Origin of the sequence: Sulfitobacter sp. SK011 (genome assembly GCF_003352065.1) — a bacterium.
In the GTDB taxonomy this organism is placed as follows: Bacteria; Pseudomonadota; Alphaproteobacteria; order Rhodobacterales; family Rhodobacteraceae; genus Sulfitobacter.
Map to the genome: position 1 here is coordinate 3,975,658 of NZ_CP025803.1, position 13,976 is coordinate 3,989,633.

The 13,976-nt window shown below is 58.2% G+C and carries 10 protein-coding genes; 4 read left to right on the forward strand and 6 right to left on the reverse strand.

Annotation, left to right across the window (positions count from 1 at the left end; all coding sequences use genetic code 11):
• The first annotated feature begins 111 nt into the window (after positions 1-111).
• The 4 genes from C1J02_RS19705 (at position 112) to selD (ending at position 7,870) form a co-directional block, all read left to right on the forward strand.
• Positions 112-834, forward strand: a complete 723-nt coding sequence (locus C1J02_RS19705) for an ImuA family protein (protein ID WP_114880088.1) — start codon at positions 112-114, stop codon at positions 832-834.
• On the forward strand, positions 725-2,269 hold the full coding sequence (locus C1J02_RS19710; protein WP_114880089.1) for a DNA polymerase Y family protein: 1,545 nt from the start codon (positions 725-727) through the stop codon (positions 2,267-2,269). Before C1J02_RS19705 ends, C1J02_RS19710 begins: the two co-directional genes overlap by 110 nt.
• Positions 2,269-5,580: an error-prone DNA polymerase gene (locus C1J02_RS19715; RefSeq protein ID WP_114880090.1), complete on the forward strand. Its 3,312-nt coding sequence runs from the start codon at positions 2,269-2,271 to the stop codon at positions 5,578-5,580. Before C1J02_RS19710 ends, C1J02_RS19715 begins: the two co-directional genes overlap by 1 nt.
• Positions 5,581-5,707: 127 nt before the next feature.
• Positions 5,708-7,870, forward strand: coding sequence for a selenide, water dikinase SelD (gene selD / locus C1J02_RS19720; RefSeq protein WP_114880091.1), 2,163 nt, complete (start codon positions 5,708-5,710; stop codon positions 7,868-7,870).
• Here the strand turns inward: selD and mnmH are convergent.
• The 6 genes from mnmH to C1J02_RS19750 form a co-directional block, all read right to left on the reverse strand.
• Positions 7,863-8,909 (reverse strand): tRNA 2-selenouridine(34) synthase MnmH, encoded by a 1,047-nt coding sequence (gene mnmH, locus C1J02_RS19725; protein ID WP_114880092.1) that lies wholly within the window; start codon positions 8,907-8,909, stop codon positions 7,863-7,865. The two genes, selD and mnmH, sit on opposite strands and share 8 nt — an antisense overlap.
• Positions 8,910-9,061: 152 nt before the next feature.
• Positions 9,062-9,532, reverse strand: a complete 471-nt coding sequence (locus C1J02_RS19730; protein WP_114880093.1) for an Hsp20 family protein — start codon at positions 9,530-9,532, stop codon at positions 9,062-9,064.
• A 128-nt stretch (positions 9,533-9,660) separates the two neighbouring features.
• Positions 9,661-10,482 carry a serine protease gene (locus C1J02_RS19735; RefSeq protein ID WP_254693164.1) on the reverse strand — a complete coding sequence of 274 codons (822 nt, stop codon included), beginning with the start codon at positions 10,480-10,482 and terminating at the stop codon, positions 9,661-9,663.
• 2 nt (positions 10,483-10,484) lie between these two features.
• The gene (locus C1J02_RS19740; RefSeq protein WP_254693165.1) at positions 10,485-11,288 is read right to left on the reverse strand and encodes a serine protease; all 804 of its coding nucleotides are present in this window, start codon (positions 11,286-11,288) and stop codon (positions 10,485-10,487) included.
• Positions 11,289-11,367: 79 nt separating this feature from the next.
• Complete coding sequence (gene glcF, locus C1J02_RS19745) at positions 11,368-12,696, reverse strand: glycolate oxidase subunit GlcF (RefSeq protein ID WP_114880095.1); 1,329 nt, start codon at positions 12,694-12,696, stop codon at positions 11,368-11,370.
• A gap of 122 nt (positions 12,697-12,818) precedes the next feature.
• The gene (locus C1J02_RS19750; RefSeq protein WP_114880096.1) at positions 12,819-13,937 is read right to left on the reverse strand and encodes an FAD-binding protein; all 1,119 of its coding nucleotides are present in this window, start codon (positions 13,935-13,937) and stop codon (positions 12,819-12,821) included.
• Positions 13,938-13,976: the final 39 nt, after the last annotated feature.

The following is a 13,976-nucleotide window of genomic DNA, read 5'->3' on the forward strand; positions in this document are numbered from 1 at the left end:
CCTTGAAGCGCTTTATGTGCCCGCTTTACCTGACGAACCTATCCCATAAATGTGTCTCGCCATCTGCAACCTTTTCATGTAGAACAAAAAGTGAACATACTGGAGGCATGCATGCCAACCGATTCCCCTTTTGGGCAGGTGATCTCCCTGTCCGCAAAACGTCTTGTCAGGGACGTGCCCGCCCCAAACGGGGGCGATGCGGTGCTGCGCGATGTGCTGGCGGGGGGGCCGTTCGATGCTGCGGTGACAGGTTTTGTGCTGGCCTGCCTGCCCGATACAGCCTCCCCTGTTCTTTGGGTCAGCGACCGCATGTCACGCCGCGAAAACGGACGGCTTTATGGTGCTGCCCTGCGCAAGTTTGGCTTCAAGGGGCGTGTGCTGCGGGTCGAAGTCAGCCATCCCCGCGACGTCCTTTGGGCGATGGAGGAGGGGGCAGCCTGTGCCGGATTGGCCGCTGTGGTCGGCGAAATTCATGGCGCGCCCGAGGTGCTCAGCTTTACCGCAACCAAACGGCTGGCCTTACGCGCCGAAGCCTCAAAGGTACCCATCTGGCTGATCCGATCAGGCGATCCCGGCGCACTGTCTGCGGCGCGCGAACGCTGGCGGGTGTCCTCCGTTTCATCACAAAAACATCCGCACGATGCCGGGGCCCCCGGCGTGCCACTGTGGGAGGCGGAATTGTTCCGGGCACGGGGCCGTGCACCGGGGCTGTGGGTGGCCGAATATGACCCAAAGGCACGCACATCAGCGGATCGTCTCCGCCTATTTCCCCGACCTGTCGATGGACAGATGGCGGCGGATCACGGCGCAACAGCGGACGCTTCCGGGGGATGATGTGCCAGTGGTGCTGGCACAGCAAGGCAGCCACGGCCCGATCATCTATGCGCTAAGTACAGCCGCCCATGCACGTGGCATCACACAAGGAGCGCGGGTGGTTGATGTACAGGCCATCCATCCCGACCTGCATGTGGAACAGGCCGATATGCAGGGCGATCAGGCGTTGCTGACCCGGGTGGCACATTGGGCGCGGCGTTGGTGCCCGTGGACCGTGCGAGATGACACCGATGGCATTGTAATGGACGTGACCGGGGCCGCACATCTGTTTGGGGGCGAGCCCGCATTGCTGCGTGATATGGGGGTGCGGTTCAAAATGCAGGGACTGACCGCGCGGCTGGCCATTGCCCCCACACGTGGTGCCGCACAAATGCTGGCGCGCTATGGCAAGGCCAGCACGATCTGCGGTGTGGATGAAAGTGCGGCGCACCTTGCCCCGTTGCCCGTTGCGGCCCTGCGCATTGATGCCGATACCATACGCCTGTTGCAGCGACTGGGTCTCAAGACCATTGGCGCACTTGATGCGGTGCCGCGTGTCGCAATGATGCGGCGGTTTGGCAAGATGACTGAGGATCGCAATCCGCTGATCCTGCTCGACCGCGCCTTGGGGCGCAGTGCCGATCCGCTGAACGCGCCCGCAGATGCACAGCGCTGGTTGGTGCGTGCGCGCCTGCCGGAACCGGTGATTGACCCCATACCACATCTGGATGCACTGGCGGATGATCTGTGCGCGCAGCTTGCCAAGGCAGAACAGGGCGCACGCCTGTTGCGACTGACCATCTACCGCGTCGACGGCGAATGGCGCAGCCGCGATGTCGCCACAGCCAGCGCCAGCCGTGATGCCGCGCATATGTTACGGCTACTGATCGGAAAACTTGAGGGGATCGACCCCGGCTTTGGGTTTGACCTGCTCACCCTTGAGGCGCTCAGGGTGGAACCGCTGTCACAACACCAGGACCGTCTGGATGGCAGCCGCGATACGTCGGCGGATGTGGCCGCCTTGCTGGACCGCCTAACCGCCCGGCTGGGCCCGGAAAAAATCACATGGTCAGCGTGGTGCGAAAGCCATTTGCCCGAACGGGTCGAACACACACGCCCCGCTTTGTCACATGCCCCTGCTGATGCGCCCGTACTCAACCGCGACCGCCCCTTGCGCCTGCTGGCCCCGCCCGAAGAAATCACTGTGCTTTATGCGGTGCCCGAAGGGCCGCCCGCCCGGTTCCGCTGGCGGCGGGTGGCTTATCTCACCGCGCGTCACGAGGGACCCGAACGCATCGCGCCGGAATGGTGGCGCGACCGCCCCGGCACAAGGCTGCGTGATTACTACAAGGTCGAGGTCACAGATGGGCGGCGGTTCTGGATCTACCGCGAGGGGATACTGGGCGACGGACGCGGGGATGCGCCGCGATGGTTTTTGCATGGGGTGTTTGAATAATGCCCCAGCAAGATGGACATAAACGCCGCACGCTAGACACCAATGACCCGTTTCAATGGCACGACCCCGGCCCGTATGTGGAATTGGGGCTTGCCAGTTGTTTTTCATTCCTGCGCGCCGCGTCTGATGCCGTTGACCTGACGGCCACGGCAAACCTGTTGGGCTATCACAGCATTGGCATTGCCGATCACAACACGCTGGCCGGGGTCGTGCGCATGCATACCGAAGCGCGCAAAGCCAAGGTGCGGCCCATAATTGGCACGCGGCTGGTGTTGATGTGCGGTGTCGAACTGCTGGCCTATCCAACCGACCGCGATGCCTATGCGCGGCTGTCAATGTTGCTGTCCAAGGGCAAGATGGCCGATGTGAATGGCGGCTGGCAGGAAAAGGGTGAAACTCATCTGACGCTTGAAATGCTGGCATCCCATGTCGAGGGCGTGCAACTGATCATAATGCCCGGTCCCAATCTGGACCTATTTGAAGCGGGATTGCCCCGCGTGGTTCGCGCGGTGCCGGGGCTGCGCCATATTGGGACGACGTATCTTTATCGCGGCGACGACGTGGCCCGGATCAACCGATTGGACAGCATCGCGCGCGCGCATGGCTTGGGCATACTCGCCACCAATGACGTGCTTTATCACACACCACAGCGGCGGCCCCTGCAGGATGTGATGACCTGTATTCGCGAAGGGACAACAGTTGAAAGGGCAGGATTTCTGCTTGAGTCCAACGCCGAGCGCCACCTCAAACCGCCACATGAAATGATCCGTCTTTTTGACCGCTGGCCCCATGCCATCCGCGCCACCCGCCAAGTGGCGGATGCCTGTGCCTTTTCGCTGGATGATCTGAAATATGAGTACCCGCATGAGATTGAGCCTGAAGGGCGCACCGCACAGGAAGAATTGGAGCGCCTGACATGGAAAGGGTCAGAAATGCGGTATCCCGCTGGCGTGCCTGACGACATCCGCGCAATCATCGAAAAAGAATTCGCTCTGATCCGGTCCAAGAAAATTGCCCGCTATTTCCTGACCATCAATGACATCGTCCGCTTTGCCCGTCAGGAGGCGGAGCCTCCGATCCTGTGCCAGGGTCGTGGGTCGGCCGCCAATTCCGCAGTCTGTTTCTGCCTTGGTATCACATCTGTGGACCCCGCCGAACATGACGTTCTATTTGAACGTTTCTTAAGCGAAGAGCGTGACGAACCACCCGACATCGATGTCGATTTCGAACACGAGCGGCGCGAGGAAGTGATCCAGTACATGTATCACAAATATGGCCGGGACCGTGCGGGGCTTTGTGCCACCGTGATCCACTATCGCCCACGTTCTGCGATCCGCGAGGTGGGCAAGGCGATGGGTCTTTCCGAGGACGTGACCAGCAAACTTGCCGGCACCGTCTGGGGTAGTTTTGAGGCCGATGTGGGCGACAAACGCGTGCAGGAGGCGGGCATGGACCTGTCTGATCCATATCTGCGCCGGGTGATCACGCTGGCACGGCAAATGACCGGGATGCCGCGCCATCTGTCACAGCACGTGGGCGGTTTCATTCTGACCGAGCGGCCATTGACCGAGATGGTCCCGATCGGCAATGGCGCAATGCCAGAGCGGTCTTTTATTGAATGGGACAAGGACGACATTGATGCCTTGGGCATCTTCAAGGTCGATATTCTGGCGCTGGGGATGCTGACCTGCATCGCCAAATGTTTTGATCTTTTGCGTGCCCATCACGGCGTTGATTACGATCTGGCCAGTGTCCCACAGGCCGATGCCGAAACTTATGACATGTTGTGTGCGGGCGACAGCCTTGGTGTTTTTCAGGTCGAAAGCCGCGCGCAGATGGCAATGTTGCCAAAGCTGCGACCACGCAAGTTTTATGATCTGGTGATCGAAGTGGCGATCGTGCGCCCCGGCCCCATTCAGGGCGACATGGTGCACCCCTATCTGCGGCGACGGCAGGGGCTGGAAGGGGTCAGTTACCCCGCCCCCGGTCCGGATCATCCACAGGATGAGTTGATGAAAATTCTGGGGCGGACATTGGGGGTGCCTATTTTTCAGGAACAGGCCATGAAGATTGCGATGGATGCGGCCCGTTTCAGCGCACAGGAAAGCAATGAGCTGCGCAAAGCCATGGCGACATTCCGGTCACGCGGCACCATTGAGAAATTGCAGGAAAAAATGGTGGGCCGCATGGTAAAGCGCGGCTATGACCCTGACTTTGCCCAGCGCTGTTTTGATCAGATCAAAGGATTTGGGGAATATGGGTTTCCTGAATCCCATGCCGCCAGCTTTGCCAAGCTGGTCTATGTGTCGTCATGGATGAAATGCCATTACCCCGATGCTTTTTGTGCCGCTTTGCTGAACAGCCAGCCGATGGGGTTTTATGCCCCCGCCCAGATCGTGCGCGATGCGCGCGAACACGGGGTCGAGGTGCGCGGCGTGGATGTGGATTTCTCTGACTGGCACTGCACGTTGGAACCCTGCAAGGGTGGCTTTGCCGTGCGTCTGGGGTTGCGGCAAGTGGATGGCCTGCGCGAGGATGCGGCGGCGCGGATCATGGCGGCGCGGGATGCGCCATTTGTGGATGTGGCGGAGTTAAAAGCACGCGCACGTCTTGATCGCGGCACCATCCGGCGTCTGGCAGCGGCGGATGCCATGCGCAATATGGGCATAGATCGGCGTCAGGCCCTGTGGCAGGCGCAAGGGTTAAAAGACGCGCCCGAACTGCCAATTTTTACCCATGCAGAGTCCCGCGATGAGGGCGCAGAACCTGTGGTCACATTGCCCACGATGCCACAAGCGGAACATGTTGTGGCGGACTATCAGACACTGCGCCTGTCACTCAAAGCGCACCCGCTAAGTTTCTTTCGGGCCAGTTTGCGCAGCCAGAGGTTTGCAGCATCAGATGAACTGCCGGGCATGTTTCACGGACAAAAGGTATCGCTGGCTGGTTTGGTGCTGGTGCGTCAAAAACCGGGCAGCGCAAAGGGCGTCTGCTTTATCACGCTGGAGGACGAAACCGGGGTGGCAAATCTTGTGATCTGGCCAAAGCTTTTTGACCATTTTCGCCCGGTTATCATGTCTGCGCGTCTGTTGGTGGTCCACGGGCGCGTGCAAAGTGATGGACGCGTCATTCACGTTGTCGCTGATCAATTGGAGAACCGGACAGACCGTTTGGATGCCCTGTCTGAGGATGCAATGCCGCCGCCAGATGCACGCGGCGATCACCCGACACATCCCATCGCAGGTCAGGTCGGTGGGCGCAGGCATCCACGCGACGTGCGTGTCATTCCAAAGTCGCGGGATTTTCATTAGCAGGTGCCATGTCGGGCTGTTAGCTTATAGAACGGCTGTGCCACACATGTTCTGTCTGCGAAATGAGAAGCTTTGCCTCACTGGCACCCATGATGTTCAGCGCCGAGAAGAAGAGAAAGATTTATGCATGCAAAATGACGTCCCTTTGACACGCGACCTTGTGCTGGTTGGGGGCGGGCATGCACACGCGCTGGTGCTCAAGGCCTGGGGAATGGACCCATTGCCGGGGGCACGGTTAACGGTGATCAATCCCGGTCCAACTGCACCCTATACAGGCATGTTGCCGGGTCATGTGGCGGGGCATTATGGGCGTGATGATCTGGAAATTGATCTGGTCCGCCTGTGCCGTCATGCCGGTGCACGGCTGATCCTGAGCAAAGCGACCGGCATAGACCGGCAAGCACATGAGATCATCGTCGATGGCCGCGGGCCAGTTGCCTACGACATCGCCTCCATCGACATTGGTATTACAGCACAGATGGATTTGCCGGGATTTGCGGATCATGCCGTGGGGGCCAAACCGCTTGATGTCTATGCAGCCCGATGGCGGGATTTTCTGGATCAGGTCACTCATGGCAAGGCAGAGCCAAAGGTCGCAGTGATTGGCGGTGGAGTGGCGGGTTGCGAACTGGCGATGGCGATGGCCTTTGCCATGACGCAGGCAGGTATATCGCCGCAGGTTACGGTCATCGAAGCAGGGCCACAGATATCAGGCGTTGGGCCCCGCGCCCGGGCTATGCTGTTATCCGCGATGACCGATCTTGGCATTGGCTTGCGCCTGAATGCCCGCATTGAACGGATCGAAGCGCAGCAGGTTTTGCTGAATGATCAGGACCCGGTCTCAGCGCGGTTTTGCGTCGGGGCCGCAGGTGCCTTTCCGCACGAATGGATCGCCCAGACCGACTTGCCGCAAAAAGATGGGTTTATTGAAGTCGGTCCTGATCTGAGCATCGCTGGCGACAACACGCTTTTTGCTGTCGGGGATTGCGCCCATATGCCCTTTGCCCCCCGGCCCAAAGCAGGCGTATTTGCCGTGCGCGCCGCACCAATACTGCACGCCAACTTGCGGGCCGCGCTATCGGGTGGCCGCACGCGCACCTTCAGACCGCAGAAAAATTATCTCAAGCTGATTTCGTTGGGCGGCAAGTCGGCAATGGCAGAAAAATATGGGCTGGCGTTCGCAGGTCCGCTTCTGTGGCGTTGGAAGAACCGGATTGATCAGGCGTTTATGGACCGTCTGGATGAATTGCCAGTGATGAAAGCGCCGCCTGCTCCGACACAGGTTGCAAGCGGGGTGCAAGAAATATTGGCCGACAAGCCGCTTTGCGGCGGGTGTGGGGCCAAGGTTGGCGGTGGCGTTTTGTCGGATGCGCTGTGTGATCTGCCCAAGATTAGCGGTGATGTTGTGGCCGGGGCCGGCGATGATGCCGCTATTTTGCGGACCCCGGGCGGTGGGTTTCAAGTGATGAGCGCCGACCACCTGCGCAGCATCGTGCATGACCCGGTACAGATGACGCGCATCGCGGCGGTGCATGCGCTTGGCGATGTCTGGGCAATGGGGGCCAAACCGCAAGTGGCATTGGCCAGCCTGATTTTGCCACGCATGTCTGCCGCATTACAGGCCCGGACCCTGCGTGAAATAACCCAATCCGCGACCGAGGTGTTCCACACTGCCGGGGCGCAATTGGTCGGCGGGCATACGACGATGGGCGCGGAAATGACCATCGGATTCACGGTCACCGGGACCCATCCAACCATGCCAATTACCGTCACTGGCGCGCAGCCCGGTGATGTGCTGGTGCTCACCCGGCCGATTGGGTCAGGGGTCATCATGGCAGCGCACATGCAAGGCAGCGCCGAGGGGCGCATCGTTGCAAACGCATTGCAGATCATGGAACGCCCTCAGCACCGCGAAGCAGAAGTGTTGCGTCAGGCCCATGCGATGACGGATGTGACGGGTTTTGGCCTTGCCGGTCATGTGCGTGCGATCTGCCTTGCCTCGGGACTTGACGCAGAGCTTTGGCAATCTGCAATCCCGATCTATCCCGGCGCGCGCGCACTTTCCGACCGGGGCGTGGCTTCGACGCTGATGCCGTCAAACCGCGCGGATGCCGCAGTTGCAGGCATTGAGGATGCGCTTCTCTTTGATCCGCAAACGGCTGGTGGATTGTTGGCGGCCATGCCCCGGAAGGACGCTGAACGCGCCATCGCGGCATTGGCAAAGTTGGGCTGCGGCGGGCATATTATCGGGCGACTTGAAACAGGTGCGGGCACCATCACTCTTATTTAATCTCGGACGCCAAGCGCGCAGCGGTGATCGCTAGTGTTTCGTCTTCCAAATCTGGCAGGTCAATCAACTGGGTGTCGTTCTGAAGCCGCACCGCAGATCTTGCGTAGCGTGGATCGTAGTGATCTGCGATCAGGTTTTCCGCCAGTTTCTGCCAATCCCCTGCGTCTGCATATGCTTGCCATTGTGCAATCGTATCGCCAACGTGGTACGGGCGCAGGCGGTCAATCTGCGCATGCAAATTGGCCCTGTCTTCAGTCAGATCAGCATAGGCCCTGCAAAGGTAAGCAGCGCGTGCAGACAACGGTGCACGGATTTCGATCCGAGGTGCCGCACACATCGCGGTCCACAATGAGGGTGGGACAGACCGCGCCCCAACCTTGCTGCTTTCCGCTTCGATCCAGGTCGTCTTGGTTGGGTCAAATGTGTTCAGCGCCGCCGCCAGACGAGATTCAAACATCTTTTGCGAGGGCTGCCCGCCGGCCACTGCACCGAAAAGAGACCCACGGTGCTGTGCGAGGCCTTCCAGATCAAGCATCTGCGCACCCGCTTGTTTGAGATGCTGCAACAGACGTGTTTTGGCTGTCCCTGTCCCCCCTTGGATCAAGGTAATCCGGTGTGGCAAAGGCGTGTCATAAAGCATGCCAACAACCAGACGCCGATAACTGCGATAGCCGCCGTTGAGCAGCGAGACCCGCCACCCCACCTGAGTCAGAATAGTTGCAAAGGCACCGGACCGCTGACCGCCCCGCCAACAATAGATCAGCGGTTTCCAGTCCCCTTGTTTCTCAGCCAGGGGGCCGCGCAGGTGGCTGGCAGTGTTCTGGGCCACCATGGCCCCGCCAATCTTGCGCGCATCAAACGGCGACACCTGCGCATAAACCGTGCCAACTTGGGCACGTTCGTCATCGGACAAGACCGGCAGATTGATCGCACCGGGCACATGGTCCTCTGCAAATTCGGACGGGGCACGCACGTCGATGATGGTGTCCACGCCAAGATCAGCTATGTCCGTCAGCGACTTGAGGGTAACAGGGGTCATGTGCGGGATGCCTTTGGCAGTGTCATGCCCCTTCTAGCGGGTTTGATGGTAGGGTCTAGGCCGCAGTGCCAAAGACCGAACAGGAACCTGAAGTAAAACCAAAAGGCCCGAAGCAACGCTCCGGGCCTTAAAAGTCTGAGGGGGATCAGACCTTAGTTGACTGCTTTGGCGTCAACCACATCTTTTTCGATCGCTTTATTGTCTGATGCGATCTGAATCTGGCGGGGCTTCAAAGCCTCTGGTACCTGCCGCTCCAGTTCAATGTGCAACATGCCGTCCGCATGCGCGGCACCTGTCACATGGACGTGGTCAGCAAGGTGGAACCGGCGTTCAAACGCACGGGTGGCAATACCACGGTGCAGGTATTTGCGCCCTTCTGCTTCGTCCGTCTTCCGGGCCGAAACGATCAGCGCCTTTTCACGGACTTCAACGGACAGATCCGCATCCGAAAATCCAGCAACAGCGATAGAGATGCGGTAAGCATCGTCATCAAGTTTTTCGATATTGTAAGGGGGATAGCTTGGTGTGGAACCGTCATTGGTCAACACACGGTCCATCATATTGGCGATTTGGTCAAAGCCAACGCTGGAACGGTAAAGTGGTGCAAAATCAAAACTACGCATAGTGTCATCCTCATCTTTGAGCGATCAAACATATGGGCCTTCCACCATTGGACAGACCCGTTCTTAGTCCGCCAAGGCCCTAGACAGGCACCTTGACACCATTGATGTGGGAAGGATGGTCGGGGGTTTCAAGACCCTTTCGCGGTGACGAATTTCGCACCGGTCGAGGACCGTTTTTGGCCTGCGCCCAACCTGCGCACTTGCGCGACAGGGGCCGATTTATTGGCATACATCTGCCGCTTTAGATCAGATATCAGCGGCGGCAATTCCATGCCAAGGGTCACGTTTTTGCCGTCAACAATGCCACCACCCGAAATGACCGATACAATCTGACCCCGGCCATTGAGATGGGTGAACACAGGCGCGCCGCTGGACCCGTGGGTCACATCGCAGTCGAAAGCGATCAACCCCTGCTGGCGGCCAAGGACCTCACACTGGTCCTGTCGCGACAATGCGTCAGACCGTCCTTGCCCGTAAGAAACCACGCTCACCGACCCTCGGGGCAGAGAACTCGAAAATACTGCGAAGGGGTCAAGCTCATGTGTCGGGATCGGATCGGCCAATCGGACGAGCGCGATATCATGGCGGACATTTTCCAGGCTATAGGCGGAATGAGGGTCATAGCCCTGATGCGCTTCAATCTGCGCAACGGCGCGACGTGCTGCCGCCTGCCCGTTTGTGAGCCCCGCCTGAAAAGTGAGTTTCTCGGCTTTGACCAGCGCGCCATTTGATCTTTGATAAACACAATGTGCCGCGGTCAGCACCAAATCAGGAGTAATCAACGTGCCGGTGCAATATCCGTCTTTGCCGATGTCGAGGCGTCCAATTGATTGCCACGCCAGCGCGTCATTCTGCGTACCCAGTTTTCGCAGCTTGGTCGATTCAGCCAAACCGGGGGGCACAAGCAGAATGGTGCTGAGCGCCAGTGTGGCGGTTATGCGTTCCAGCACCCTCATGGCTTTACAAATTTCGCGCCCGTATCGCGGCCAGTTTGACCCACAACGATCCGCTTGCTGCCTGGTCCGGGTTCCAGAAACACACCTTTGCCGGCAATCAATTCTGCTTGCAGCAATGCCAGTGGCGCTGCGAGGTCAGTACCGAGTGATACGTCTTTTCCGTCCACAATGGCCTTGGCCGACACGACCGAGACGATCTGCGGCTCGCCATACTGGAAGGTGAATATCGGTGCACCACTTGATCCAAAATCAACGGAACAGGACGTCACCAACATGCCTTCCTGTTTGGCCAGAACGGTGCAGACTTCTTGCAATGACGGCGCTTCTGATCGGTCGCGGGCATAGCTCACGACGCCAACGGAATCACCCGGCCGCGGAAGAGCCGCAGTCGCAAAAGGCACAATTGTTGTGTTTTGGATCGGTCGCTCGAGTTCGAGCAATGCCAGATCATTGCGCACCCGTTCAGCAGATACTGCACCGTCATAGACATAATCCGGGTGCACCACAGCGCGGCGAACATCACGGTAAGCACCCGCACGGCCATTTCGCCAACCGGCAAGGAATTGCACGTCGCTATGATCAATTTGTTGTCTTGTTTCGCTGTCAAAAAGACAGTGGGCGGCGGTTAAGACAAGTCGTGGCGCAATCAGGGCACCAGTGCAAAAGCCCGATCCGGCAATATCCAGTCTGCCAACGGCCTCCCACGCGTGGGCCTCGATGCCTGAATCAAGCCGTCGCAAATTCGCATCTTGCGCGATGGCGACGGTCGTAATGACCGTTGCCATCAAAGAAAGGGCCATCCAACGCCGCAACTCATCACCTCACAATTTCATTTAAATAGGCACTATAGGTGACTTACGGCGAAATTAGGGCGATTTACTAACGCAAACGGGGGATATCCGTATCGGCCATATTTGAACCGTCAAGTGCGGGTGGTTTTGGCCCCCCTGCCGCCCAATCCAGCAATTCAACCGTATGAACAATCGGCACCGATGCCGCCGATCCGATCTGCATCATACATCCAATATTGCCTGCCGCAATCACATCGGGGTTCTTTGCCTCAAGCGTGCGCACTTTGCGCTCCTTCAGCTGTTTGGAAATGTCCGGCTGCATCAAATTATAGGTCCCCGCCGACCCACAGCACAGATGGGAATCACTGGGTTCAACCACAGTAAACCCTGCATTTCGCAAGAGATCTTTGGGGTAGGTCTTGATTTGCTGGCCATGTTGCAGCGAACATGCCGCATGGTAAGCCACAACCATACCGTCGTGGGCATTGCTGGCTTTTGGCGCCTCTAAATCCATCAGAACTTCTGAGACATCTTTTGCAATCGCTGAAACACGTGCCGCGTCCTTGGCCAAAGGTTCGTTTCGGAACATATGCCCGTAATCCTTGACCGTGGTACCACAACCAGACGTGTTGATCACAATTGCGTCAAGACCGCCATTGTCCATCTCTGCACACCATGCCCTGATGTTTTTGGCTGCTGTTTGATGACTTTCACTGGTCTTGCCCATGTGGTGGGTCAACGCACCACAGCATCCTGCCCCCTTTGCCACGACCACCTCGCAACCAAGCCGTGTCAGCAATCTGATCGTGGCATCATTGATATCGGTGTTCAGCGCCTTTTGTGCACACCCCGTCATCAGTGCGATGCGTTTTTTGCGAACACCTGATGAGGCGAACGTCTGTGGATCGTCATTGCGACTGACGGGGGGAATGACTTTTGGGGCCATTTCCAGCATTGCGCGCAATCGCGCATCAGGCATCAATCGCGCAAAGGGGCGGCCAATCTTGGCCCCTAACAAGGCGACCCGAAACCGCATGGGATATGGCAAAATGCGCGCCAAAATCCATCGCAGGGCGCGGTCACTAAAGGGCCGTTTGTATCTGCGTTCAATATAATCACGCGCATGGTCCACCAAATGCATATAGTGCACACCCGAGGGACAGGTGGTCATGCAGGCCAAACACGACAGGCAGCGGTCGATATGCTTGACCGTTTTGGCATCCGGGTCACGGTCATTTTCCAGCATGTCCTTGATCAGATAAATCCGACCCCGCGGACTGTCCAATTCATCGCCCAGCACCTGATAGGTGGGACAAGTCGCAGTACAAAACCCGCAATGCACGCAGGATCGCAAAATCTCGTTGCTGCGCTCAATTGCCGGGTCTTTCAGCTGCGTTGAGGTAAAAGTCGTTTGCATGGTCTCTCCGGGGGGTTTGGGTCAAAGACCTACACAAGAAAAAGCGGTGCGATTGTGATGATCAAGTTCACCTTTAGACCTTAGACATAAGGCAACAGTGCATAACGCAATCAGAGTGACCGTCATGCTGCGGCATCCATCAAGCCCGCATTGAACAGGCCCTTGGGGTCGAATCGAGCCCGCAACCCGGCGGCGATCCGTGCGACACCCGCTGCTTCCGGTTGGAAGACGCCCAACCTCTGACGCGTTTCTGCTGTCCCTCTGACCAAGGTTGCGTGGCCACCAAAGTTGCCCAGCCTGTCCCGCAGGTCGCTTTCCGGTGCCATACGCAACCAGATCAGGCCACCAGCCCAGTCGAAATAATGTGCTTCTGCTTCTGCGCGTCTGGCCAGAGAGGGGCCGTCAGATGGCTTGCATGACACGCGCCATACATCACCCTGAGCTTGCTGAAACGCGTTCACATCGCGCAAATCGGCCCACAACGTGCTTGTCGCTTCTGCGGCCAGCACCTCGGTCTGTGCACCATGTGCGGATAAAAGGTCACGCAATCTATCAATACGGTACGCCACCGATGCTTCGAACCCCTCGATCCGAAACATGGTTCGGGTAGTTGCCGGGTCATGCGCGGCCCCAGTGACCTCGAACGGGCTGCCCATTGCCTGCGACAGGGCTTGCACAGCGTTTGCATCCGACAATCCGTGAAGGACCAATGTTGCCTCGGTTTCTGGCCGGGGCAACACTTTTAGCGACACTTCACTCAGCACGCCCAAAGTTCCAAATGATCCGGCCATAAGCTTGACCAGATCATAGCCCGTGACATTTTTCATCACCCGGCCCCCGTTCTTGATCACATCACCCCGGCCATCAACAAACCGGACCCCCAGCAGGAAATCGCGCGCGGCACCTACTGCGATGCGCCTTGGCCCACTGACATTTGCCGCGAAAACGCCGCCAATCGTTGGCTTTCCCTTGGTTCCCAAAAGGCTACGATGATCCATCGGTTCAAAGGCCAATCGCTGATTTTCCTTGGCCAATGCCTTTTCAATAACCGCAACTGGGGTCCCTGCCTGCGCCACCATGGTCAACGCCCCCGGTTCGTAAAGTGTGATGCCTGTCAGGCCGGCCACATTCATAACCTCACCTGGCCCGGCCATACCTCTAGTTCCGCCACCACGAATGCTAAGCGGTCCACCAGCATCGGCAACCATTTGCGCCAATTCATTTTCGTTCGAAGGTTTCATAGGTCTTATTGGCCTTAATAATTTGTCAGGGAATTACAG